Annotated in this window: 19 protein-coding genes; 5 read left to right on the top strand and 14 right to left on the bottom strand. The window is 66.6% G+C overall.

The window, feature by feature from the left end; translation table 11 throughout:
- Positions 1-7: 7 nt before the first annotated feature.
- Together BKA07_RS14835 and BKA07_RS14840 are read right to left on the bottom strand one after the other, a co-directional pair.
- Entirely contained in the window at positions 8-1495 is a 1488-nt protein-coding gene (locus BKA07_RS14835) for a phosphohexomutase domain-containing protein (protein WP_167951567.1), read from the bottom strand.
- The gene (locus BKA07_RS14840) at positions 1492-1932 is read right to left on the bottom strand and encodes a DUF3499 domain-containing protein (RefSeq protein ID WP_425339340.1); all 441 of its coding nucleotides are present in this window, start codon (positions 1930-1932) and stop codon (positions 1492-1494) included. The genes BKA07_RS14835 and BKA07_RS14840 overlap by 4 nt, the downstream gene beginning before the upstream one ends.
- A gap of 28 nt (positions 1933-1960) precedes the next feature.
- Between BKA07_RS14840 and BKA07_RS14845 the strand changes: the two genes are divergently transcribed.
- Complete coding sequence (locus BKA07_RS14845) at positions 1961-2323, top strand: metallopeptidase family protein (protein WP_167951569.1); 363 nt, start codon at positions 1961-1963, stop codon at positions 2321-2323.
- An 8-nt stretch (positions 2324-2331) separates the two neighbouring features.
- On the opposite strand, the gene BKA07_RS14850 is transcribed toward BKA07_RS14845, so the two are convergent.
- Genes BKA07_RS14850 through BKA07_RS14860 form a run of 3 tightly spaced genes read right to left on the bottom strand, consistent with a single transcriptional unit; the run spans position 2332 to position 7318 of the window.
- Entirely contained in the window at positions 2332-3789 is a 1458-nt protein-coding gene (locus BKA07_RS14850; protein WP_167951570.1) for a DUF5719 family protein, read from the bottom strand.
- A complete protein-coding gene (locus BKA07_RS14855) occupies positions 3786-6881 on the bottom strand; it encodes a glycosyltransferase family protein (RefSeq protein ID WP_209043989.1) in 3096 nt (1031 codons plus the stop codon). Before BKA07_RS14855 ends, BKA07_RS14850 begins: the two co-directional genes overlap by 4 nt.
- Positions 6878-7318 carry a WhiB family transcriptional regulator gene (locus BKA07_RS14860; RefSeq protein WP_342449089.1) on the bottom strand — a complete coding sequence of 147 codons (441 nt, stop codon included), beginning with the start codon at positions 7316-7318 and terminating at the stop codon, positions 6878-6880. The genes BKA07_RS14855 and BKA07_RS14860 overlap by 4 nt, the downstream gene beginning before the upstream one ends.
- A gap of 497 nt (positions 7319-7815) precedes the next feature.
- Here BKA07_RS14860 and BKA07_RS14865 point away from each other — a divergent pair, with 497 nt between their 5' ends.
- From BKA07_RS14865 to BKA07_RS14880, 4 genes are read left to right on the top strand one after another with little or no spacing between them, the layout of a single operon-like run.
- The gene (locus BKA07_RS14865; RefSeq protein ID WP_167951571.1) at positions 7816-8943 is read left to right on the top strand and encodes a coenzyme F420-0:L-glutamate ligase; all 1128 of its coding nucleotides are present in this window, start codon (positions 7816-7818) and stop codon (positions 8941-8943) included.
- A 59-nt stretch (positions 8944-9002) separates the two neighbouring features.
- On the top strand, positions 9003-9767 hold the full coding sequence (locus BKA07_RS14870; RefSeq protein ID WP_167951572.1) for a hypothetical protein: 765 nt from the start codon (positions 9003-9005) through the stop codon (positions 9765-9767).
- Entirely contained in the window at positions 9755-10525 is a 771-nt protein-coding gene (locus BKA07_RS14875) for a CoA transferase subunit A (protein WP_167951573.1), read from the top strand. The genes BKA07_RS14870 and BKA07_RS14875 overlap by 13 nt, the downstream gene beginning before the upstream one ends.
- A 12-nt stretch (positions 10526-10537) precedes the next feature.
- A complete protein-coding gene (locus BKA07_RS14880; RefSeq protein ID WP_167951574.1) occupies positions 10538-11203 on the top strand; it encodes a 3-oxoacid CoA-transferase subunit B in 666 nt (221 codons plus the stop codon).
- Between the two features lie 471 nt (positions 11204-11674).
- Here the strand turns inward: BKA07_RS14880 and manA are convergent, their stop codons facing one another.
- From manA to BKA07_RS14925, 9 genes are all read right to left on the bottom strand, one after another.
- On the bottom strand, positions 11675-12991 hold the full coding sequence (manA, locus tag BKA07_RS14885; RefSeq protein WP_167951575.1) for a mannose-6-phosphate isomerase, class I: 1317 nt from the start codon (positions 12989-12991) through the stop codon (positions 11675-11677).
- Positions 12992-13280: 289 nt separating this feature from the next.
- Positions 13281-16064, bottom strand: a complete 2784-nt coding sequence (locus BKA07_RS14890) for an NlpC/P60 family protein (protein ID WP_342449090.1) — start codon at positions 16062-16064, stop codon at positions 13281-13283.
- A 390-nt stretch (positions 16065-16454) separates the two neighbouring features.
- A complete protein-coding gene (locus BKA07_RS19375) occupies positions 16455-17969 on the bottom strand; it encodes an LCP family glycopolymer transferase (protein WP_167951576.1) in 1515 nt (504 codons plus the stop codon).
- Positions 17970-18333: 364 nt separating this feature from the next.
- Positions 18334-19485 (bottom strand): acyl-CoA dehydrogenase family protein, encoded by a 1152-nt coding sequence (locus BKA07_RS14900; protein WP_209043991.1) that lies wholly within the window; start codon positions 19483-19485, stop codon positions 18334-18336.
- A gap of 33 nt (positions 19486-19518) precedes the next feature.
- Entirely contained in the window at positions 19519-19992 is a 474-nt protein-coding gene (purE, locus tag BKA07_RS14905) for a 5-(carboxyamino)imidazole ribonucleotide mutase (RefSeq protein ID WP_167953272.1), read from the bottom strand.
- Between the two features lie 143 nt (positions 19993-20135).
- The gene (locus BKA07_RS14910; RefSeq protein ID WP_167951578.1) at positions 20136-21344 is read right to left on the bottom strand and encodes a 5-(carboxyamino)imidazole ribonucleotide synthase; all 1209 of its coding nucleotides are present in this window, start codon (positions 21342-21344) and stop codon (positions 20136-20138) included.
- 42 nt (positions 21345-21386) lie between these two features.
- Positions 21387-22580 (bottom strand): methyltransferase, encoded by a 1194-nt coding sequence (locus tag BKA07_RS14915; protein ID WP_167951579.1) that lies wholly within the window; start codon positions 22578-22580, stop codon positions 21387-21389.
- Between the two features lie 52 nt (positions 22581-22632).
- On the bottom strand, positions 22633-23796 hold the full coding sequence (locus tag BKA07_RS14920; protein ID WP_167951580.1) for an alkaline phosphatase family protein: 1164 nt from the start codon (positions 23794-23796) through the stop codon (positions 22633-22635).
- Positions 23796-24383: a DUF5998 family protein gene (locus BKA07_RS14925; protein ID WP_167951581.1), complete on the bottom strand. Its 588-nt coding sequence runs from the start codon at positions 24381-24383 to the stop codon at positions 23796-23798. Before BKA07_RS14925 ends, BKA07_RS14920 begins: the two co-directional genes overlap by 1 nt.
- Between the last annotated feature and the right edge of the window lie 68 nt (positions 24384-24451).

Consider the following 24451-nt stretch of genomic DNA (forward strand, 5'->3'; position numbering starts at 1 on the left):
GTCGAGTCTATTGCCTGCGTGATTCGACGAAGTCACTGGCCTGGGCGGTCAGTTCACGCAGGCGTTGCGGGTCGCTGGCTTCGACATTGAGTCTCACCAGGGGCTCCGTGTTCGACTTGCGCAGGTTGATCCACCAGTCTTCGCCCTGGAGCCCGATGCCGTCGAGGTGTTCGACGGTGTTGGCTGGGAAGTCTCCGGCCGCGGCGACGAAGTCGGAGAGCACCGTGTCGGGGTCGGCGACGGTGAAGTTGATCTCGCCCGATTGGACGTAGAGGTCGTAGTCGGCGACAAGACGCGAGGCCGGTGCCCCGGTCGTCGACAGGGCGGCGATGAGATGGCAGGCGGCGAGCATGCCGGAGTCCGCACCGTAGAATTCGTCGAAGTAGAAATGGGCCGAATGTTCGCAGGCGAAGATCGCTCCTTCTTCGCGCATCAGGGTCTTGATGCCCGAGTGCCCGACCTTCGAGCGCACCGCGCGTGCACCGGCCGCAGTGATCGCGGCCGCAACGCTGCGCGAGGTGATGAGGTTGTGGATGACCACGGGTTCGGCGACACCGGCGGACCTGGCGCGGGCGATCTCGCGTTCGGCGACGAGGGCGCCCACCGCGGAGGGCGACAGCGTCCGGCCCGCCTCATCGATGAAGAAGCACCGGTCGGCATCGCCGTCGAAGGCCAGCCCGAGGTCCGCGCCCTTCTCGACCACCGCGCGGGAGACGTCGAGGAGGTTCTCCGGTTTGAGCGGGTTCGCCTCATGGTTGGGGAACGTGCCGTCGAGTTCGGTGAAGAGCCCGATCACGTCGAAGGGCACCTGCGAGAATCCGGCGGCGGTGCCGAAGACCTCACCGAGGAGCTTGCCGGCCATGCCGTTGCCGCAGTCGACGACGACCTTCAGGCCCGTGACCTCATCGACGTGCGTCAGCGTCCGGATGCGGTCGACGTAGCGTTCGCGCATGTCCGCGGCGGCACTCGAGTCGATGTCGACCACCGCTGCCGAAGCGTGCGAGGTCTCAGGGTCATCGGTGTGACTCGGCGCCCGCGGTGCCAGGTCCCTGATCCGCCCCAGGCCCGAGGCCAGGCTGACTCCGGCGGCGCGTGGGCCGCAGATCTTGATCCCGTTGTAGTCGGCGGGGTTGTGGCTGGCGGTGATCATTGCGCCGGGCAGTTCGAAGATCCCCGAGGCGAAGTACAGCTGGTCGGTCGAGCACAGGCCCAAGAGCATCGCGTGCGACCCGGCCGACTCGATGCCGGCGGCGAAGGCCCTGGCGAAACCCGGCGAACTGGGGCGCATATCGTGGCCGACGACCACCTCGGCGGTCGAATGGAGCTCAGACATGGTTCTGGCGGTGGCCCAGCCGAGGGCGAAGAGGACGTCATCGTGGAGCTGGTCGGGAATGCGACCGCGGATGTCGTAGGCGCCGACCGCCGGTGCGAGCGATGTCGTGCGGGCGGCGACGAGGGCGGGGCCCGGATCCGCCTCGGGGCCGGTGGCAGTCATGAATCGCCGATGATGCGCAGATGCCCGTGCTTGCGGCCCGGCATCGACCCATCGTGTCGCGTCTCGGTCGGAGACGCCCCCGATGACTCTCCGGCGCCGGTCCCTTCGTCCTGTCCGGGGCGTCCGGCGGCTTCCCGGACGGCGTCGGCGATGGCCAACAGGTCGTCGTGGGTGCGTTCCGGCGGTGCCTGTTCGCCTTCGATGCGGATGAGCTGCCACCCCACAGGCGGGGTCAGCTTCGCGGCATGGTCGGCGCACAGGTCATGGGCGCCGGGCTCGGCGCGCTGCGACAGCGGTCCGATGACGACACAGGCGTCGGCGTGCACGTACGTCATGGTGGCTGCGGCACTGCCCGGGCAGCTGACTTTTGAACACAATCTCACGGCTGACACAGTCCTCCACTGTACACGCGAGGAGGGTTCTAACCCGGCAGCCACGGCCGTTCGGGCAGTACAATATTGACTCATGAGAACCAGGCGTCATCGCGATCGGCACGGCCGCGGTCTGCGGTCCCCGCTGTTCCTGGCCGATGTCCCGGCACGCCGCCGACGCTCGGAGAGCTTCGCCCGTGTCGCGGCCGAGGAGTTCGCCCGTTTCCGGTCCCAGGAGCCGACCCTGCTCGCCGAGGTGGTCCTCGCCATCGACGCGGTCCCGCCGGCGAGTTCCACGGAGCCCGCCTTCGGTCGGGTCTTCCCCGCGACCGCGCACAGGCTCACGCACATCGTCCTCTACCGTCGCGTCATCGAGTCGCACAGCAGCAGCGATCAGAGGGATTCCCTCATCGCCGAGGTGGTCGCCGACCAGGTCGAGATCCTCCGCGGCGCCTGACCGGGCTCTCAGCCGAGTCGGATGTCGCGGTAGGCCACACCGGTCGGCGCCGGAGTCGGCTGGACCGCGGAGATCCCGGAGTCGGTGGTCACCACATAGCTGGCGTGGACTCCGTCGGACTGGGACCCCGAGGCGTCGGCACCGCTGATGACGATCGCGCGGACCGCGTCCGGGGAGATCTCGGCCGGGCTGAATTCGGTGGTCCCGGTGGGGTTGAGATCGATCGCCTGCGGGTCGGTGAGCGAACCGTCGTCGAGCATGCCTCTCACCTGCACCTGTCCCTGCCCGGGTGAGAGGTAGAGCTTGCCGGTCCCGGTGCGCGGCAGAGCCATGACCTGAGAGTCGGCGAGGGTGTCGGTGGCATTGATGCTGCCGAAGTCCGCGCTGCCCTTCTCACCGTCTTGGCCGATGAAGGCGCTGGCTTGGATGTTCTGGTCCGAGTCGACGACGACGCTGGTGGCATCGAGGTCGCCGAGCTCGGCTTCGGCGACTCCGTGGGCGACAACGGTCATCGATGAGCGGGGAATGTCGATCTCGCCGTCGGGTCCGTAGGCCTTGAGCGAGACTTCGGCCAGGTCGTCGCCCGGGTTGGCCACACGCAGGCGCGCGTCCTTGCCGTCGAGTCCCGTGACGACCTGCTGCGAATCGGCGTCGGCCCCGCTGGTAGCCAGGTCGATGCCCTTGGGGGTCAGACCGTCGAGCACGGTCTCCTGCACGGAGCCGGCCACGACTCCCCCTTCGGCGTTGACGTCGACGGCCAGCGCCTCGGCTCCGGAGGCCAGTCCCGCGAGGCGAATGGCCCGCTGCTGGCCGGCCTTGATGCTCACCTCCGTCGGCTCGCCGCGTTCACCGGAGGGGGTCATGACGGCGACCTGGGCTTGGACGGGGACATCGCCGGGGTTGCTCAGCAGCAGCTGTGAGTTCGATCCGGCGGCTCCTGAGCCCGCGAGGATGCGAAAGCTGCTGGCAGCGGAACCGCAGGTCAGGGTCGCAAGTCCGGTGAGGTCGCCGGATGTGCCCTCGACGGTTTCGACGCCGGTCGTCAGCGCAGGTGCCCCGGGGCGGGCGAATCCGGTGATGAGTTTGGTCTTGTCGATCGGGTCGTCACCGGAGACGAAACCGTCGGAGCTGGAGTTGTCGAAGTTCGCGGATCCGCCCAGATCGGCGACCTGCAGCCTGGCGGCGGAGACCGAACCGTCGGCGGCGCTGATCGGGGCGGAGGCGGAGACGACGCGGGTGGACACGTTCGAGTCGTCGACGAACTCCGCGTCGGTGCCCTCGGCCTCGTCATCGGTCAGGAGAGGTCCGGGGCAGATCGCGCGGGTGTCCGCCGTGGGCATCCGGATCTGTTCGGGGCTGCGGTCGAGTGTCCCCGGAGTCAGCGGGGTCAGGAAGGACGTCGTGGCCACGAGGACGCCCGGCACGGCTATCGCCGCGAACGTCACGATGCTGCGCAGGTGTCTCATGGCTTCGACTCCTCTGACGTCGCAGGTGCGTCCTGTGCTGTGTGATCGGATTCTGACCGTGTTGCTGTCGCGGACCGTGTGCCTTGGCGCTGGGATCCGAAGGGAATCGCGACGATGACGGCCAGGAGCCCGAGGATCCAGCCGGTCACGACGCCCGGGGCGTACAGGTCGGAACCGTAGGTGAGCTCGACCTGTCCGCCGTTTGTGGGCAGGTCGAATTCGGACGCCCATCCGAAGGCGCGCTCCTTCGGTTCGGGCAGGTCCTCGCCGTCGATGGCGGCGGTGATGTCGTCGGCGCTGTCGGCCACGATCAGGGTGCGGCCATCGGCGCCGGGGGCCACCTCGGCGGTGGTGCCGTGCATCGGTGCGGTGCTCAGCGTGCCGTCGGGCTCGCGGACGAGGAACCGCCCGCTGTAGGGGGTGTCGACCTGCCACAGCCCACCCGATTCGGTCGGACCGACTTCGACGACTCCGTCGGCGGCGGCCACGGAGCTCGTCAGATTCTTCGCGTCCGCGTCGACGAGGACGAAGTCCGCGCCGAGCTCACCGAGGATGGACCGCACGTCACCGGCGTCGTCGGCCGACAGCGCCGCCGCGGCCTGTGCGATGAGAGTCTGGTCCTCGCCGATGGGCAGCGGGCGCCGCTCCCATGGCCAGCCGCCCACGGCCTCGGCGGACCTGATCGTCGAGGTGCCGATGATCGTCCCGTCGGCGGAGGAGACGAGTCGGGCCCGGACTTCGCCGTCGACGACGTCGAGGCGCAGTGTGCGTGCCTGGGCGTCTCCGGCGGCGCGGTCGGCGGCCAGAGCCGGAACGCTGCCGTGTTCCTGCGTCTTCACGGTGTCGGCCGAGGTGGTGCTCGGTCCTGCCGAGACGACGATGAGTCCGATGGCGGCGACGGTGACGAGCCCGATCAGGACGCGCATGGGCAGCCTCCGGGACCTCCCCGTTCGCCTCGTGGTGGTGTCGGCGCCGAGCGTGAGCAGCATGATCGCGCCGAGGCTGAGCAGGGTCAGGCCCGCGGCGGGGTAGGAGCCGATGAGGTGGAAGGGCCCGGTCTGGGCCGGGGTGAGGACCTGTGCGGTGGCGAGCAGGAGTCCGGCCAGGTAGAGGCCGACGGCCCATGTCAGGCGGGCCAGTCCCAGGCGGGCTTCGATGAGTGTGAGGAACGCGAGGACGAGCATCGGCAGGACGAGGATCGGTGCCCACAGCTGCAGCAGTCCGGGGCTGATTCCGGTGACGCCGAGGCCGGACAGCAGCTCGGCCAGCCAGCTCATGTCGATCGGTGCGGGGAATCCGACCGCCAGGAGGTAGGTCTCGGGCGCGGGCGGGGTCAGTGTCTGGCCGGGCATGACGAAGATCGCTCCCGGCTCGGTCACGAGTCCGGCCAGCCACGGCCAGGCCAGGAAGAGCGTTGGGGCCAGCAGCCACAGATGGCGCGGGCCGCGGCCGGTCATCACGAGCACGATTGTCAGGATGATGCCCAGCGGCAGCAGCAGCGGTGTGCCCGAGATCAGGACGAACAGCAGCAGTCCTGCGGTCGCCGCCGCCGCAATCGATCCGGTGCGCAGGCTGCGACGCAGCGCGAGCACGAAGAGCGGAGCGGCGATCCAGACGAGGATGACGCCGAGGCGACCGGTCGCCAGTGCGGTGACGAAGAGCGGGGCGGCGATCCACAGCAGTCCTGCCAGACCGCGGACCCATCTGCGCCTCACGAGCGTGCCGGCTGCGGCATAGGCGGAGATGATGGCGAGGATCGGTGCGCCCAGGATCAGCGCCCGGACCATGATGTCGACGTGACCCAGGAACGGCAGGCTGAGGATCGCGAGGACCAGCTGATAGGGGTCGGCGGGGACCGCGGCGCCGGTGGAGACGTCGAGGTTCTGGCTGAGCAGTCGTGCGAAGAGTTCGCCGGCCGAGACGTCCGTCGATCCCAGGGCCCCGCCGACGAGGTGGCCGGGGCCGAAGAGGCGGAAGGAGACGAAGCCGCTGAGTGCGGCGGCCGCGACGAGGAGGTAGGTCAGGGGGTTGTGGAAGACTCCGGAGCCGCCGGTGACCTCGAGCCGGGAGAAGGAGTCGATGGCCTCTTCCGTGTCACCGACCGGATTGAGTTCGGTTTCGCCGTTGTGCTCCGCCGCTGAGGCGCCTTCGGAGTGGGCACGGCGGGCCTCCTCGGCGGAGTTCATGCTCCGGCGCTGGATGGCGAGTTCTTCGGGGTCGGCGTAGAGCGCGGCCACATGGGAGTCCGTGCTTCGCTTGGCCCGGCGGCTGCGCCGGGCGTTGGCCCGCCTCAGTCGTGAGGTGGTCCGGGCGTCGGAGGCCAGGCCGAGCAGAGCCGTGAAGTACCAGGAGGCGGAGCGGACGTTGTTCGACAGCAGCCCGGCCAGGGTGTTCTTCAGCTGGGTGAGCAGGAGCAGGCAGAAGAGGCCGGCGAATCTCGGGCGGGCGAGGCTGAGCCGGTAGCGCTGTTCGGTCCGGATCTGTGACTTCGATCGCGGTGGCAGCGGCGACGAACCCAGCTGCGTCGCCGAGGCGGCGGAGATCGTGAGTTCGGCACCTGGGGCGAGGACGACTCGCCGGCCCAGGTCACGCAGCCTGCGGGAGTATTCGAGACCACGGTAGGCGACGCCGAGGACGCGGGACGGTGCCCCGATCTTCTCGAGTTCGGCGGTGGCGATGAGCATGCCGGGCAGGTCGAGTCCCAGCGTCTCCGACTGACCGTCGCGCTGACCCTGGTCGATCTCCCCGTCCGCGACCGGGTTGAGCCTGGCCCCCGCCGAGGTTGTGGTGACACCGGCGGAGACGATGCGGTCCGAATGCATGATCTTGGGTCCGACTGCGGCGATCGATTCGGTCGCGCCGATAGCGTCGAGCAGTTCCTCGAGGCATTCGGGTCCGGGACGCGAATCGGGGGTGAGGAACCACAGATGGGTGCTGCCGGCCACCGCGGGAAGGGCGAGTGCCTCCGTGACGGCAAGACCCCCGAGATCCACGACCGGGATCTCGGGGTAGGTCCTGTTCAGAGCTGTTTCGAGCTCGACCCTGCTGCTGTCGTCGCCCGAGGCGACGACAACGGTGACGGCAGGCTTCACACGACCCGTTTCTTGAGTCGACGGCGTTCACGTTCAGACATGCCGCCCCAGATTCCGAAGCGCTCGTCGTTCGCCAATGCGTATTCGAGGCAGTCCGAGCGCACGTCGCACGATGCGCAGACCCGTTTGGCCTCGCGAGTCGATCCGCCCTTCTCAGGGAAGAACGCCTCCGGGTCGGTCTGAGCGCACAGCGCTTGGTCCTGCCAGGACAGTTCGCCGTCCTCTGCGGCCCCGAGGAGCAGCGAGAGCGGCGAGACTGCGGAGTTGTCCGTGGGAAGCGGTGTCAGATCACTCGGATCGATCGCCAATGGATCCGGCAGAGTGTCCGGTGTTCGCGCCCCTGGTTCGACGAACCAGTCCTCGGCACTTCGAGAAGTGACTCCGGGCGCTGTGGAGAAGTCTTCCCTCTCCTGCCTTTTGCTCTGTGCGCTTTGCACGGTTTCCCCCTTTCTCACGCTCAGCCCATCTACCACTGCGAGCTCGTCTTCCGGTACCGTTCGAGGAGTGTCCCGGTCTCGATGAGACCGGCTCCTCGGGGTGGTCCCGGCGCCGAAGCTCGTGCTGACGGTATCAGCGTGGCGGATGCTCGAATCCGTGGATTCGCGCTGAGTGCGTTCCCCTATAAGTATAAATTACACGCGTGTCATTACCGCCCCGTCAAGCCCTTGTGGAGTACCGCAGAAGGTGCCTGAGGGTTATTCGAACACACCTTCACATACACACGCGCCGAGAACACCACATGTAGCGACCACTATTTGGGACGGACACAACCTGTGGTAGGCAGCTGAGCATTTCTGGAGAATTTCGAAATCATTCGCCGTCGGTGGGATTATGGAGGCATGAGAGTCGAATCACTCACGATCGCTGCCCGTTCGCCCCACCGCCGGCCTGATCTCGGGCGCCGCGGGTGCTCGAGTCCGATGCGGCATCGATCATGAACGATCGACTCCTCACCGTCTACGCGCCTCCCGTGGAGGAGGACATCTCGGCCGGCTCCGACCTGGCAGCGATCCTTGTCAATGCTCTGCGCCGGAATCGCATCGACCTCAAGGACGGCGACATCCTCGTCATCGCCTCGAAGGTGGTGTCGAAGGCCGACGGACGCCTGCGCAGAGTCCAGGACCGGATCGAATTCGAGAATCTGGTCAAAGACTCTTCGACCCACCTCGTGGCGGAGCGGACCTATGCCTCGGGAAAGACGGTTCAGGTCGTCCGCACCCACGCCGGGACCGTGCAGGCGGCGGCCGGTCTCGACCAGTCGAATTCGAGCGGGGCCGTCGTCCTCCATCCCCTGGACAGCGACCGCTCGGCCGATCGGCTGCGGGCCAGGGTCGAAGAGGCGTTCGCGGTGCGCATCGGACTCGTCGTCTCCGATACGATCTCGCGTCCGTGGAGGGTGGGCGTCGGTGATTTCGCCCTCGGCGTCTCCGGCTTCTCCGGCCTCGACGACCAACGCGGCCGACCCGATGACGACGGGCGGGTGCAGTCGGTGACCGTACGCGCGATCGCCGATGAGATCGCGGCGGCAGCCGACCTCGTCAAGGGCGCGGCACGCGGGCTGCCGATGGCCCTCGTGCGGGGTGCCGGCGGGTATCTGGACAACGGCCGGTCAGGTGCCAAGGCACTCAGCCGCGACCTCGGCGAGGACTGGTTCCGCTACGGGCACGCCGAGGCGATCCACAGAGGACTCGGCGTCACCGAACTGCCGGGTCGGGCCGCGGCCGGGGACAACAGCGATGACATCCTCGAACGCGTCTCCCGCGCCATCCGCGTCGTCCGCGCGGGGCGCTCGCGCACGCCCGGGCAGGTCGCCTGGCGGATGCGCATCGAGGGTGCGGGCTCTCGAATCACCCTCAGCCCCTCGGACTCACCGGCCACCGCCCAGTCCGACGGCCCGCCCCTGCTCGAGGCGATGGTCGGTCTCGGCTCACTCGTCGAACGCCTGCACACCGCACTCTTCGCCGAGGATCTCAGCGCCACGACGGAGTGGGAGTGGGCCGACGGGGAGCTCGGCGCCTTCCCCCGCGGAGTCCGCATCAGCATCGGTCTCCTCAGCCACTGACACCCGGTCGGCGCACCGATGTCGAACCACTTCCCACCCTCGAGAAAGCAGGTCATCACGTGGATCTCTCCACCATCAGCCACACCGCGGGCCCCGTCCTCTTCTGGCGTGGTCCCGACTACGACAGCCTCGATCTCACCGGACCCGTCGTGGCCAACTGGGTCAACAAGGGCGTCGGCCTCTTCGGCGACTACGATCTGGGGCCCGACTTCACTCTCTTCGTGCCGATGCCGTCCGGGTTGCACTGGCGCGAACTCGTCGCGATCCTCAGCGTCCTCCTCGCCGACGGCCGCGTCGTCCTCGGCACCGGCGGCGCAGGGTCCCGTCACGAAGTCGAGGCAGCCGACGGCGCAGGGTCCGGTCACGACGGCGGAGCCGGTGCCGAGGCCCAAGCTCCGGAGGGCGATTTCCATGCCCTCGTGCCGCTGGGGCATGAAGACGATGAGCGGCTGGCCGCGGCCGAAGAGGTCTTCGTCTACAACCCGCCCGCTCTGGCCCTGAGCACGCCCGTCGATGAGGACTTCATCGACGTCAACTCGGCGATCCGCGCCTATCCGGACGTGACGCCTCGGCGGCTGCAGTCGACCGGCACGCTCCTCGTCGGCGATGCGGAGATCGCGTGGACGCAGCCGGGATCCGGTGCGAACTCGGGCATCCTCGTCTCGAACTCCACTCCGCGGTCGGACCAGTGGTCGGCGTTCCTGTGCCACCTCCTCGGCGGGGGCGAGGTTCTGCTGGCCAACGGGATGGACGAGGCCCGTATTGCGGACCTGGCGAGCAGCCTCGGCGAGGTCCGTGGCAGACTGGGCTCATGGACAAAGTAGTTGATACCCCCGCTGCGGCGGTAGCCGATATTGCAGATGGATCATCGATCGCCGTCGGCGGCTTCGGTGTCGTCGGCGTGCCTGAGTTCCTCATCCGAGCGATCCAGGAACAGGGCGCCAAGGACCTCGAGGTGATCTCGAACAACGCCGGAGTCGACGGGCGCGGCCTGGGACTCCTGCTTGCGGACAACCGGCTGCGTCGCATCATCGCCTCCTACGTCGGCGAGAACAAGGAATTCGCACGGCAGTACCTGTCCGGCGAACTCGAGGTCGAACTGACGCCGCAGGGCACCCTGGCGGAGAAGCTGCGCGCCGGTGGAGCCGGAATCCCTGCGTTCTACACCATCACCGGTGCCGGCACCCAGATCGCCGAGGGCGGCATGCCGTGGAAGTACGACACCGAGGGCAATGTGGTCAAGGAATCCCCGGCCAAGGAGACCAAGGTCTTCGACACCTTCGGCGAAGAGGAGGAGTACGTCCTCGAGAAGTCGCTGGCGCCCGACTACGCGCTCGTGCGCGCGGCCGTCGGAGACCGTCACGGCAACCTCGTATTCAACTCCTCGGCCAGGAACTTCAACCCTCCGGCAGCGCAGTCGGCACGGACCACCATCGCCGAGGTGGAGAAGCTCGTCGAACCCGGTGAGATCGACCCCGACGACGTCCACATCCCGGGCATCTTCGTCCACCGCGTCGTCCCGCTGACCGCCGAGCAGGTCGCCGACAAGCCCATCGAAAAACGCACCGTTCGCGAAGCCTGAGGAGAGCCGAATATGTCATTGACAAGAAACCAGATGGCGGCCCGCGCAGCCCAGGAGCTCGAGGACGGCAGCTACGTCAACCTGGGCATCGGCATGCCGACACTCGTGCCGAACTACCTGCCCAAGGGAGTCCACCTCGTCCTGCAGTCGGAGAACGGGCTGCTGGGCGTCGGCCCCTACCCCACCGAGGACGAGATCGACCCCGATCTCATCAACGCCGGCAAAGAGATCGTCACGATGAACCCCGGCGCCTCCTACTTCGACTCCGCGGCGAGCTTCGGCATGATCCGCGGCGGCAAGATCAATGCCGCGATCCTCGGCGCGATGCAGGTCGCCACGAACGGCGACATCGCGAACTGGATGATCCCCGGCAAGATGGTCAAGGGCATGGGCGGTGCCATGGACCTGGTCCACGGTGCCCAGCGCGTCATCGTCATCATGGACCATGTCGCCAAGGACGGATCGCACAAGCTGCTCTCCAGCTGTGATCTGCCGCTGACCGGCAAGGCCGTCGTCAGCCGCGTCGTCACCGACATCGCCGTGCTCGACGTCACCGGAGACTCCTTCACCCTCGTCGAGTTGGCTCCCGGTGTCACCGTCGACGAAGTCAAGGACAAGACCGGCGCCGAGGTCAACGTCCCCGACGACGTCCCCACCATCGCCGTCGACGCCGCCTGAACCGCCGCGCCTGAATAGCCGGCGGGTCCGAGTCACCTGCGGGCCTGAGCGCGTCACCGGTGGCATGAGCGCTTCGCCGACGTTCCCGATAGCGTCGCCGACGTCTGAACCGCCTGCGGGCCCGAGCGCTTCGACGTCGTTCCTGAGAGCGTCGCCGGGCGGGCAGAGTTTCGAATGAGGCCGTTCCGGGCCGATCCCCGTCGAGGGGTTCAGCCCGGAGCGGCCTCACTCGTGTGTAGGACTGTGCAGGCGGGTACTCGACTGTGCAGGCGGGTACTCGCAGTCAGGCGCGGTCTCGCAGGCAGGAATGCTTCGTCGGCCAACGCAGCTGACACTGATGATCCCACAACACATCGCAAGCCACTTGAACCACACAGCTCAGCATCCCTACAGTCGGCTGCGAAAAGCACCCCAGCAGCAATCTAAAGTGCTGCCGACGGTGCGGAGCAAGTAGCCGTTGCGTCCCGATGCTCAGGCGAGGGGCAGCGATCTTTCCAGCCCGGTGGTGGCCACGAACAGGTCGCCATGGCCGTCTGCAGTCACCGTCGGCTCGTTTGCCGCGATGAACACGCTCTGCCCACGTGTGAGCGTGACCGTTGAACCCAACGACGTCAGCGTGATGGTGCCGGAGGTGCACAGGGCGATGCTCGCGCCTCGGCGCTCGACCTGTTGCAGCCGTGGACAGCGCAGAGACTGCAGCGCGAAGTCCTCGGTTGCTCCGAGCAGGACCCCGTCCTGGTCGGGCTCAACCATACGAGGTTTTGCGGAAGTGAACTTCGCGACCTTGCCGAGTTCGGGAATGTCGATGTGCTTGTCCGTCAGGCCCCCGCGCAAGACGTTGTCGCTCGAGGCCATGACCTCGATTCCGGTGCCGTAGAGGTAAGCGTGCAGAACGCCGGACTCCATCGCCAGCGCCTCACCTGGCTGCAGGTGGACGCGATTGAGCATCAAGGCCACGAGCACGCCCGGATCCGACGGGTAGTCGGCGGCGAGTTCCTGGAAGGTCTCCGCCGGGTCGACCGCGGATCCCACGCGGCTGACATGACCTTCGGGCAGCTCTGCCAGGGCCTGGGCCGCGGCCTCGTCGACGAATCCCGACGCTCGTGGATCGCTGAGGACGAGCTCGACGACGCGTGAGAAGGCCTTCGACTCGGACAGTGGCTTCAGAGCAGAGATCACTCCACCAAGGAAATCCAAGGACGCCGGTGACAGCGACAGCGACAGGAGACGTTCGAAGGTTGCTCTCACGGCCTTGCGGGGTCGAAATCCGGTCAACGCATGGAACTGTGTGAGAGCGTAGATCAGCTCGGGTTTGGCCGAGGGATCCTTGTAGTTGCGTGTCGGTGCGTCGAGGTCCGGGCCCGCAGATTCTTCGTGTGCGAAGCCGGCGGCGGCCTGCTCCGGGTCGGGATGGACCTGGATCGAGAGCGCTCTCTGCGCGGAGAGGACCTTGAGGAGGAACGGCAGGCGGGGCCCGAATTCTGCCACGGAATCGGGGCCCAGCAGACCGGTGGGATCACCGGAGATGTATTCGATGAGGTTCGGACCGGTGGTCGAGCTGCTGTCCGTCTTCACATTCAGCGATGACGCTGCTCCCCGCCGTTCAACGCGGTGAGCCGACTGCGCCGCTTCGAACTGCCCGGAGTCCAGGTGAGAGGGGCTGAGCGGGTGAGCCCCGAGCCAGAGTTCGGCGCACGGGGTGCCGTCGGGTACGGTGCCGAGGATCGCCGGGATCGCGTCCGTGCTGCCCCAAGCAAAGTTCTTGACCGTGTTGTGCAATCTGCGCACTGTCGTGGTCCCCTTCTGCTGGACTCTTCGGATGATCACGCGCGGTGGCCGTGCGTGTTCTTCCACATTAGCGCGATCAGCGTGGCGAGACAGGCTCTGCACGATCGGCTTCACCGACTGTTCAGGCCAGGACACCTGTTGTTCACTGCCAATCGCCCGGCCGTTCGAATCGGCAGGTGGATGAGCCGAGATCAGAAAATGCCTCGCGGTCGGTCCTGATCAGAACCGATCGCGAGGCACTGGGCCTGTCCACCGGGCATCACCGGCGGCGCTGTCACCGTGGCTGTCGTCAGCCGACGACGCGAATCACCTTCGCTCCACGATCGAGCATCCAGCTGTAGCTGCGCTCCGTCGTGTTCGTCCGACTCGATCCGGCGTCGTACATCTTGCCCTCTGTCTCGGAAATGATGCCGATGTGGCCGGGAATCCAGATCAAGTCGCCTGGCTTGGCGTCCTCGACCGGGATGACCGTACCGGCATTGCGCTGCTGGCTGGTTGTGCGGGGCAGCTCGATGCCGTTCTTGGCGTAGACGTACTGGGTGTAGCCGGAGCAGTCCCAGCCCTTCGTCGGTGAGGTGCCGCCCCAGACGTACTTCACGCCGAGGTGGGACTTCGCCTCCTTGATGATGGAGTCACGCTGAGCTTGGATCTTCTCGGCCTTGGACGGCTCGTCCTTCTTGTCGTCCTTCTTATCGTCTTTGGACTTGTCCTCATCGCTCTTCGACTTATCGTCGCCCTTCGACTTGTCATCCTTGGACTTGTCCTCGTCCTTCTTGTCGTCTTCGGACTTGTCCTTGTCGCTCTTCGACTTATCGTCGTCCTTCGACTTGTCATCATCCGTGGACTCTTCGTCGTCACCCTTGGATTTCTCGTCGTCTGCAGAACCTTCCCCGGAGTCTGCAGCCGACCCACCGTCGGTGGCGCTGTCCCCCGGTGGGGCCGAACCGTCGGCCCCACCGGAGTCCTCGGCGTCATCGGAGTCGTTGCCGCCGCCGGAGCCCCCCGGGGCGTTGTCGTCGACAACGCTCCCGGAGATGGTGCCCTCGGGCGAGAACTCCGTGGTTCCGTAGCCCTCGGCCCAGACGAGGCGGGCACCTTCGAACCGCTGCTCACCCCGTCCGTCCTTGTAGACCGGGTCGGACTCGGGATAGCCGAGGTGCCCGCCGATGGTCCCCTTGTCACCCCAGTAGTCCAGGAGCGTGCCGGTGGTGTAGTGAGCACCGGTGTCCTTCGACCAGTAGATCTTGCCCTTCTGGAACGACTGCGCCGCTCCCCCGTCCTTCAGACCGTCCTTCGCCTGGGCGGTGGGCAGACCCAGCTGAGTGACGACGTCACCCTTGTACGAGTTCTTGATCGCTCCTGTCAGGTGGTACGCCCCGGTCTTCTTGGACCAGTAGACGTTGCCCTTCTCATAAGCCTGGGCCCGTGCGCCTTCGACGCCCTTCACATCGTGTTCCTTGCCGGTGGCCTTGCCGAGTTCCTTTTTGTGATCGGCGGCGTACTTCTCGATCGCGGTCTTCGGCTTCGGCTTGTCCTTCTTGTCGTCGTCCTTCTTCTTGTCGTCCTTCTTGTCGTCGTCCTTCTTCTTGTCGGACGGCAGATCGCCGGACTTCATGATGTCGGTGACAGTCGAGCGGATCTCACCCATCTTGGCGTAGAAGGCATCACCGGGGCAGCTCGTGCTCGCCAGGTCGCGGTGGGCGACGACGGTCGACTTGCTGGGCTTGACGTTGTCCAGCGACAGCTTCCAGGCGATGGCTGAGGCTACCGCGTCACGAGTCTTCTTCGGCGGTGCCTTCGAATCGTAGGAGCCGATGACCGAGATTCCGAACGTTCCGGTGTTGTGGCCGGCCACGTGGGCGCCGATGACGGCCTTTTTGATATCGCCGCCGCGAGCGTGCCAGAGACGGCCGTACTTATCGGCGATGACGTTGTAGCCGATGTCGTCCCAGCCGCGGCCCGATTGGTGGTACGACTGGATGCCGCGCAGGATCGACGGGACGTCTTCGGCCGAGTAGCTGTTCGAACCGGCGGTGTGGTGCACGACCGCCTTCTTCACGCTGCTGGCGTAGTCCGGGCTGCCGTTGTAGGCCTTGGCACCCCAGGAGGAGCGTGAGCCGATCTTCGGCTTGGGCACGTCCTTGTACTTCGCGACGTTGTTCACCGAGGACGATCCCGGAACGTAGTTCTGATTGCTGATCTCGGCCTGGCCGGCGGCGGCCGCGGTCTCGGTGCTCGCCGTGGAGGTGCTCGAGTCGGCCTCGTCCGCGGCGCCGTCAGAGGCAGTGGAACTCTGCGGCTCGATCTCGACCGGGTCGTTGTCGGCCACAGCGGCGGCGTCCTCGGGGTTCTGCTTCGGATCGACGAGGACGAGTTCGGCGTCGCTGGGCGCCTTGTCGCCCAGAATGCGCATCTGCACACCCGAGGCCTGGTTGACCGTGAACGGTTCAGAACCTTCGTTCGTCCCCTTGTCCGGCTTCTCCTCATCGAGAGTCTGCCAGTTTCCCCAATCCGAGTCGCTCTTGACGCGGACCTGGATCCGCATGTTCGACTTCGATTGGGAGAACGTGAAGCCGATCAGGCTCGGGTTCTTCGTCGGAACGTCGAGGACATCGGAGATGAGGGCGATGTTGACGCCATCCTCGGTCTTCTGGCGGACCGAGCCGGAGATGTCATCGTCGCCCTTCGACGATTCCGAGTCCTGGGACTTCTCCTCGGACTTCTCGTCACCGGTCGACGACTCCTCCTGAGAAGAAGAGTCCTTCTCCTCCGATGATGCGTCTGCCGGCGCCGAAGCATCAGCCGAAGGGGTCGAGCTCTGTGCGGCGGAGGCGCCGTTTCCACCCGCAGATGAGGACAGGTCCGCAGAGACGGGATTGATCGCCCCTGAGGCGGCTCCTGCCGCGTCTGCGCCCGTACTCACGTTGATCGTATCCGGCACCTGTGTTGCGGCGAGTGCGGTCTGCGACTTGAAGACGTTCGGCAGATTGCTCGTCGCGCTCTGGTTGACGGCATTGGCGTTGGACTCACTGGATTCGCGCGCGCCGGGGACATTGAGTCCCTCCTCGCTCACGCTCAGCTCCTTCTGGGTCACTTCCGGATCAGTCGATGCCGCGAAGGCAGTCGGTGCCGTGACCGCTAGGGAGCCGGCGAGTGCGACAGAAGCGCAGCCCGCGACTGTGGGCAATAAGTGTTTCATCGTTACAGCCTTTTCGAGGAAGACAGGGAAGTTCAGGCCCTGGGGTCAGCTGCACCGTTGGCAGAACGGTGGGTAACCCCAACATCTCAAAATTGTTACACATATTCGGCGTGTCAGACTAGCCAAATCAGAAAATAAACGAATTACACCGGTGTGGTTCCCAGTGTTGGCAAGGGACACACCGAGGGAAACTTTTTCGCGAAAATCATCGTCGATCTCCGTTTCGCACGGTCCGGGAAGACGGCGCAGTCCGTGCTGGCCGACTCAGGGCACGTAGCAGATCGCCTTCTCTTCACTCGGTCGGCTGTCATCGTCCCCGCCTCCGGTGCCGCCTTGGGCGCTGAGGTCCGTGGTGGAATCGCTTCCGAGATCGAGACCCGCATCGACACCGGCACCGGACACCCCGCCTGCGGCAGATTGGGAGGTCGTGTCCGACTCAGAGGCCTGGGATGATTCTTCGATCTTGTCCGCAACCAGGCTTCTGGCGGCGTCGAAGTCAGGATGTGATGGTGTCACGTTCGGCGGAGTCAGGTCAAGCGACACGATCTTCTGCGATTTCACCTTCAGAGCCAGGTCGACGAACATATCCACTTCGGAGGAGGGAATGTCGGTCGAAACCGCCCCGGGCGTGGCCTTGGCGATGCTCTGATACCGGGTGAGGACGGTGGCAGGATCCAGCTGTTTGACCATCGCGGTCTGCACGCAGCGCTGCCGGACCATGCGCTCATAATCGCTGGAGAACTCGCGGGAGCGGGCGAACCACAGGGCGTGATAGCCGTCGAGCGTCTGCTCGCCCGGTTCGATCCAGCCCTTGACCGGTCCATGCTCACCGGTCGTGGGGTCGACCTTCGAGGAGATCGGGACTCGCTTGCCCGAGACCAGAGTAATCCCCCCGAGGGAATCGATGAGCTTCTCGAACCCCTTGAGATTGATCATGGCGAAGTACTGGACCTCCACACCGGTGATGGCCGAGACGGCATCCATCGTCGCCTGTTCGCCCGCACGCTTCGGGTTCTCGAACTCGTCCTTGTGCCTCTCGCCCTGTTGGAAGACGGCATTGAGCAGGCATTCGTTGCCGCAGTTGAACCCCTGCGGATAGTGCTTGTGCAGCGGGGAGTCGTCGGGGAACGGGACGTTCTGCATATTGCGCGGGAGGCCGACGATGACTGGCTTACCGGTGTCCGCGTCGATCGAGACCAAAGACAGCGAATCGGGACGGATGCCGGTGCGTCCTTTGCCGGCGTCGGAGCCCATGAGCAGGATGTTGTAGCGGCCGTCGACGGGCTGTGCTGCCTTCCCGGAGGCGAAGAGATCGCTCATCAGGCCGCGCTGGGAGTCGAGCAGCGTCGTCCCCCAGGCCAGCGGCCCCACGACGACGAGCACAAGTACACTGAAGGCGGCGACGAAGCGCTTGCGGGCCCTTGAGGAGAGTGTGACGAGCTTGATCCGCCGCAGCGAGTCGAACAGGCACACGATCCAGTTGACGCCGATGACCGGCAGCCAGATCGTGAGGAAGGTCAGCAGGAACGGGTTCGTCCCGATCGTGAAGAGGAACTGCCTGTCGATGAGGATCATGATCGCGGCGACGATCGCGAGGATCCAGGTGAAGGCCGTGATCGACAGTGAGACCTTGGCCCAGCGCCGGGCGCGGAACAGCAGCTGCACGGCACCGGGAATGAACACGGTGACCAGGAGGAGAACCCACGCCCGCACATCCCGCGTCGGCTGTGAAGCATACGACGGGTGATGAATGGGGTCGACGTATCTCGTTTCGGCCACTGACTTACCTTTACCTCGCGCTCGTTGCTGTTCGGGCCACCCGCTGGCCCGTGAAGCCTGCGGCGACACAGTCCACTGTGCCAAACCTTCTGGAGAGTCCACTGTGTTCATCCATTGTGGCGCGTGCGGACCCGGGATCCCGGCACATTCGAACTGCGCATGTCGCATCGCTCGATCACAGACCCCGCGCGGGGTGTCGGGCATGTCCCCGCCGAGGTGGCCCCCTGCGCCGGGGCCCCGGCGCAGAGAACCCGGCGCAGGAAGAAGCCGCCGCCCGCAGGAGACGGCCTTCGGCCCGTTTCCGTCTCAGCGGTCATCGGCTCCCGCACCAGGGCAGGAACCCTTCACCGCCGCGACGAAGGCCTCAGCCGATGAGCTTGCGGCCCATCACCATGCGCTGGATCTGGTTGGTGCCCTCGTAGATCTGCGTGATCTTGGCATCACGCATCATCCGCTCAACAGGATGATCGACGACATAACCGGCTCCGCCGAGCAGCTGCACGGCGTCGGTCGTGATCTCCATGGCCGCGTCCGAGGCATAGGCCTTCGCCGCGGCACCGAAGTACGTGAGGTCGTCGTCGAAGCGTTCGCTCTTGGCAGCGGCGGTGTAGGTCAGCTGACGTGCGGCTTCGAGTTTCATGCCCATATCGGCGAGCATGAATTGGATGGCCTGGTTCTCGGCGATGCTCTTGCCGAACTGCTCGCGCTCCTTGACGTAGCCGAGTGCGTAGTCGAGCGCGCCTTGGGCGATGCCGACGGCCTGAGCCGCGATCGTGACTCGGGTGTGGTCGAGGGTCCGCAGCGCGATCTTCAGGCCCTCACCGGGGCTGCCGATGATGCGATCGCCCGACAGGCGGACATTGTCGAAGAGGAGCTCGCGCGTCGGTGAGCCCTTGATGCCGAGCTTGCGCTCCTTCTCTCCGAAGGTGAAGCCCTCATCGGACTTCTCGACGACGAACGCGGAGATGTTGCGTCCGCGGGCGCCCTCGGGGTTCGTCACGGCCATGACCGTGTAGTAGTCGGAGACGCCGGCGTTCGTGATCCAGGTCTTGACGCCGTTGAGGATCCAATCGTCGCCGTCGGCCACGGCGCGAGTCTTCATCGCCGCCGTGTCGGAGCCGGCTTCGCGTTCCGAGAGTCCGTAGGAGAACCCCGCCTCTCCGCGGGCGACGGAGGGGAAGTACTTCGCCTTGATCTCTTCGCTGCCGCCGAGCTGGACCGGCATGCTGCCGAGCTTGTTCACGGCCGGGATGAGCGAGGAGGATGCGCATCCGCGGGCGACCTCTTCGATGATGATCGCCACTGCCAGCGCATCAGCGCCCATGCCTCCGTGCTCTTCGGGGATGTGGGCGGCGAAGAAGTCGGTTTCGACCAGGGCGTCGTGGGCTTCCTGCGGGTAGCGGGAATCGGCGTCGACCTCGGCGGCGAAGGGGGTGATCTTCTTCTCGACGACGTTGCGCACGGCGGCGCGGATCTCTTCGTGCTCTTCGCTGGGCTGGTAGAGGTCGAACATCATTCTCCTAAACTGATCAATCGTTAAGTCGATCCATTATCGCTGGAGAGCCTGCCCTTTGTCGAGAGCGACCTGCCGCAGCCCCTTCCGATGCTCGTCGAGCCGACCGCGGATCGCCGCCGCCGCATCGGTGTCACCGGCCCCGAGGATCCGGGCGGCGAGCAGCCCCGCGTTCTTGGCTCCGCCGATCGAGACCGTGGCCACGGGAACCCCTCCGGGCATCTGCACGATCGACAGCAGCGAGTCCATGCCGTCGAGGTACTTCAGCGGAACCGGCACGCCGATGACGGGAAGCGACGTCATCGACGCGATCATCCCGGGCAGATGGGCCGCTCCCCCTGCGCCGGCGATGATCACGCGCAGACCACGATCTGCGGCGGTCTTGGCCCAATCGACCATGTCCTCGGGCATGCGATGGGCGGAGACGACCTCGGCGGTGGAGTCGATGCCCAGCTCCGCCAGGGCCTCGGCCGCGGCCCTCATGGTCGGCCAGTCCGAGTCCGAGCCCATGACGATGCCGACCGGTTTCGTCGATGTCGCCGCCCGATCGTGACCGGAGTCGTTCGCCGAGGCGGTCCTCGGGTCGTCCCTGTTCGTTGGGGTGTCGTCGGATGTCGGGGGCATATCCTGCCCTTTCGTCGATGGGTTCGCCCTCAGGCGGGATCGGTGGCTGAATTCGCGTTCGCGTCGAGATCGGCCGGAGACGGCAGCTTCGGATGTGGGTCGGGATCGACACCGGCGATGTAGTCAGCGGCGTGACGCGCGCGGGCGAGCACGAGGTCGACATCCTGGCCGTAGGCGTTGACGTGGCCGACCTTCCGGCCCGGCCGCACGCCCTTGCCGTAGAGATGGACCTTGACTGCGGGATCGTGGGCCATCACGTGCAGATAGGGGTGGTAGAGGTCTTCGTGCTCGGCGCCGAGGACGTTGACCATCGCGGACACGTCCTCACGGGCGGCGGGGCTGCCCAGGGGAAGGTCGAGGACCGCGCGCAGGTGCTGTTCGAACTGGCTGGTCACGGCACCGTCCTGGGTCCAGTGCCCGGTGTTGTGGGGGCGCATGGCGAATTCGTTGATGAGGAAGCCCTCGGGAGTCTCGAACAGCTCCATCGCCATGACCCCGGTGACCTCGAGAGCGCCGGCGACCTTGAGGATCGCTTCGGTGATCTCGGTGGCCTTCTCCGCGGCCAGTCCCGGGGCCGGTGCGATGGCTTCCTTGCACACCCCGTCCTGCTGCCAGGTCTCGACGACGGGCCACACAGCGGTCTGGCCCATCGGTGACCGGCCGACCATGACGGCGAGTTCGCGGGTGAAGTCGACCTTCTCCTCGGCGAGCAGCTGCCCGACCTCGTCGAGCCAGGCGGCGGCCTCGTCGACGTCGTCGATCACGCGCACGCCCTTGCCGTCGTAGCCGCCGCGCGGTGTCTTGAGGATGAAGGGATACCCGACTCGCTCGGCGAAGCCCTCGATGTCACTGCGGGAGGTGATCTCCGCCCACGCGGGGTTCGGCAGTCCGAGGTCGTCCATCCGTCGGCGCATGAGGATCTTGTCCTGGGCGAAGATGAGGGCCTGCGGTCCCGGACGGATCGCGTGGCCCGCCTCGGCGAGGGCTCGAAGATGTTCAGGGGGAACGTGCTCATGGTCGAAGGTCACCACGTCCACCGTCTCGGCGAAGGCCTTGAGGGTGGCGAAGTCCGTGTAGTCACCGACGGTCACCTCACTGATGACCTGGGTGGCCGGGGCATCCGCGGTCTCGGCGAGGACCGAGAACCTGATGCCGAGGGCTTCTGCGGCAGGGGCAAGCATACGTGCCAGTTGGCCTCCGCCAATGACACCGATACGAGGAAAAGTCACGTTCGCCATCCTATCTCCCGCCGCTGACGTCTGGGCAGGCGAGTCCCATGTTCAGTCGGCGAGGCGCAGACGCCACAGCGTGGTCACTTCGGCGCCACGGGCCCGATGGAGCTCGTCGGCGGCGTCCGAGGCGCGGGGATGGCGCGGTGTCGTCTCGTGGCGGTCGTGGACGCGAAGACCGGCGTCCGCGATGCGCTCCATCAGCCCCTCGCGCGTCCTCAGGCCCAGGTGTTCGGCCAGGTCGGACAGGATCAGCCAGCCCTCCCCGGAGGGGGTGAAGCGCTCGGACAGTCCGTCGATGAAACGGTGGAGGACATCGGATTCGGGGTCGTAGATGCCGGCCTCGAGTGCCGAGTTCGGGCGCGCAGGCAGCCATGGCGGGTTGCACACGATGAGCTCGGCGCGCCCGGTCGGAGGGAACAGATCGGCCTCGAGCACCTCGGCGGCGGTGCCGTGACCGAGCCTGTCGAGGTTCTCACGTGCGCACGTGAGAGCTCGCGGATTGATGTCGGTGGCCACGACGTGTCCGATGCCGCGGCGCAGGAGCACGGCCGCGAGAACTCCGGTGCCCGTACCGAGGTCGAAAGCCGTTTCGGGGACATTCCCTCCAAGGGGCGCCCGTGCGACGAGGTCGACGTATTCGCCGCGAATCGGAGAGAACACGCCGTAGCGCGGGTGGATGTCCTCGCCCAGCGCGGGAACGGCCACGCCCTTCAGCTGCCACTGGTAGGCGCTGAGCACCCCGCTCAGCTCCGTCAGCGACACGCACATCGGCCCCGAGGACGGACCGTAGGCGGCTTCGCAGGCCGGCCCGACAGCGGGAGCGCGACGCAGGTCGAGCCGGTAGTCGTCGCCGAGTTCGACGATCAGGCAGCCGAGCACGCGTGAGCGTTCGGCGTTGAAGCGACGCTGCGCCTCGAACGTCCCCGCGGCACTGTCGGGTCCGGACCCGTCGCGCCCGGATCCGCGTTTGGACCCGTCGCGCCCGGATCCGCCTCGTCGGCTCCTGCGGCCACGGGTCCCCTGCCGTTTGAGACGGCGATCCATCGCCTGCAGCAGCTGGCGTCCGTTGTGGTAGTCACCACGCCACAGCAGTGCCGTGCCCGAGCGTGCCAGGCGGAACGCGGCATCGGCGGTGATGTCGTCGCTGACCACCGCCACCTGTGTCGGTGCCGGTGTCCGGTTCTCCGAATGCCAGATCGCCGATCGCCGAGCACCGCCCTCGGTCCAGTCGATCACGGTCATCGGATTCTCCTGAGATGTCGTCGTTGCGCAAGTGCGGTGACCGCCGGCCGGCTCACACCACCAGCAGGGGAATCTGCAGCTCGCGCTCCGTCGTCGACCCGTGGTGTCCGATGAGCGCGATCGCCGAGGGCGATTCGTTGTCCGAATCGACGACGGCGAATCCGTCGCGGCAGATGACCATGAGATCGCCGATGCGGTCCCGGAACCGCGGGTCGACGGGGCCGAAGTACCCGCGTGTGATGGCTTCGCTGCGGCTGAGGACCAGTGCCCGCTCGCCCACGGTCTCGGTCCAGGCCGAGCGGACGTCCGCCTCGGCGCCCTCAGCGGCATAGACATGCAGTGCCCGCGGTTCGCCGCCGACGTGGCGCACACCCGTCCGCAGTGCAGGGTGATCGGCGAGGTCGAGGCGCAGGCTGTGGTCGATGTCGACCATCCCGTGGTCGGCGGTGACGATCATCGTCGAATCGCTTGGCAGGTCGTCGGCCAGCCGCGACAGTGCCAGGTCGACGTGTTCGAGCTCTTCGGTCCACTGCGATGAGTTCGAACCGTGAACGTGCCCGGTCTTGTCGAGGTTGCCCCAGTAGAGGTAGACGAGCCGCCGGCCGGGGGCCTTCGCCTCTTCGATGGCCTGGGCGCAGCGCTGTTCGAGCGTCTTCGAGGCCCGGAACCGGCCGCCGCGCAGGGAGGCCCGGTTGAGTCCGCGCCCGGCGAACTTCGCCTCGCCGAGGCTGACGACGTCGACCTCGGCGTCGCTGAGACGTTCGAACAGGGTCGCATCGGGCACCCACGAGACGGGATCGACGTCGAGGTCCCAGGTCAGCTGGTTGAACACGGCGTCCTTGGCCGGATCGAGCACACGGTATCCGACGACGCCGTGCCCGCCGGGCAGGCGTCCCGTGGCCAGGGAGGACAGGGAGTTGGCCGTCGTCGAGGGGAACCCGGTGGACAGGGATCTCCGCGATGCCGCCAGGGACCGGAAGAAGGGAGTGTAACCGCTGTACTGCTTGAGCTGACTCTCCCCCAGACCGTCGACGAGGACGACGATCGTGGTCCGCGAGTCACGGTCGAGACCCAGTGCCCGCGCACGCTCTCGTGCCGTGTCGTCGAAGATCTCCCCCGCGCCGAGGCTGAGCGCCGCAGCCGGGACGACGTCGGAGAGGATGGGACCGGAGTAGTCGGGCGGCCCCGTCAGGGGCGAGGCGTGCTCGGCCGCCATCAGCGCCGCGACCGCAGCCTGGCCTGGAACACGGCCGCGCGCAGCCTTCCGGCGAACTCCGCCATGCGGTCGACCGCGGGTTGGCCCTCGGCCTCGGCCGACACACGCAGCATGACGTCCTCGGAGAACATGGATCCGCCGTAGCCGTGATCGGCGGTGCAGTCCGGGTCACCGCAGCTCTCGGGGAAGGCCTCGATCCTCCGGGAGGCACCCCATGACAGGGTCAGAGACACCTCGACGGGCTTGTCGCCGGGCTGGAACGCGGCGGGGTCTGCGAAGGTCCGTCCGACCATGACGGTGCCGAGGCGTTCGAGTTCGATGTCTTCGCTGCTGGTCACGGCCCGCGGCTTGGACCCGGGCAGAACATTGGGGTCGTCGTCGACGTGGGCGAGCAGGAGCCGCGTCTCGGTGAGCACGAAGGCCGTGACGTGACGGTGGATGGATTCGATGTCGACGTGGGTGTCGATGTGGACGAAGTGAGCGAGGACCGGTTCGTCGAACAGAGAATCAGCCAGAATCCCCTGAGTGAGCTGTGGGTAGTATCCGGCCGACTGCAGATCGTGTACGAGAACTTCGGGTAGAGCCATGACTCCCATTGTGCCGTACTCGCCCGCCTCTTCCCAGTTCGACCCCGCGTGCGAATCGTGGCGCTTAT

The sequence above is a fragment of the Brevibacterium marinum genome (assembly GCF_011927955.1).
Taxonomy (GTDB): domain Bacteria; phylum Actinomycetota; class Actinomycetes; order Actinomycetales; family Brevibacteriaceae; genus Brevibacterium; species Brevibacterium marinum.

Coding starts and splice junctions, on each gene's coding strand:
- BKA07_RS14835 (WP_167951567.1), bottom strand. CDS start 1,495: ATGACTGCCACCGGCCCCGAGGCGGATCCGGGCCCCGCCCTCGTCGCC.
- BKA07_RS14845 (WP_167951569.1), top strand. CDS start 1,961: ATGAGAACCAGGCGTCATCGCGATCGGCACGGCCGCGGTCTGCGGTCC.
- BKA07_RS14850 (WP_167951570.1), bottom strand. CDS start 3,789: ATGAGACACCTGCGCAGCATCGTGACGTTCGCGGCGATAGCCGTGCCG.
- BKA07_RS14865 (WP_167951571.1), top strand. CDS start 7,816: ATGAACGATCGACTCCTCACCGTCTACGCGCCTCCCGTGGAGGAGGAC.
- BKA07_RS14875 (WP_167951573.1), top strand. CDS start 9,755: ATGGACAAAGTAGTTGATACCCCCGCTGCGGCGGTAGCCGATATTGCA.
- BKA07_RS14880 (WP_167951574.1), top strand. CDS start 10,538: ATGTCATTGACAAGAAACCAGATGGCGGCCCGCGCAGCCCAGGAGCTC.
- BKA07_RS14900 (WP_209043991.1), bottom strand. CDS start 19,485: ATGATGTTCGACCTCTACCAGCCCAGCGAAGAGCACGAAGAGATCCGC.
- purE (WP_167953272.1), bottom strand. CDS start 19,992: ATGGGCTCGGACTCGGACTGGCCGACCATGAGGGCCGCGGCCGAGGCC.
- BKA07_RS14910 (WP_167951578.1), bottom strand. CDS start 21,344: ATGGCGAACGTGACTTTTCCTCGTATCGGTGTCATTGGCGGAGGCCAA.
- BKA07_RS14915 (WP_167951579.1), bottom strand. CDS start 22,580: ATGACCGTGATCGACTGGACCGAGGGCGGTGCTCGGCGATCGGCGATC.
- BKA07_RS14920 (WP_167951580.1), bottom strand. CDS start 23,796: ATGGCGGCCGAGCACGCCTCGCCCCTGACGGGGCCGCCCGACTACTCC.
- BKA07_RS14925 (WP_167951581.1), bottom strand. CDS start 24,383: ATGGCTCTACCCGAAGTTCTCGTACACGATCTGCAGTCGGCCGGATAC.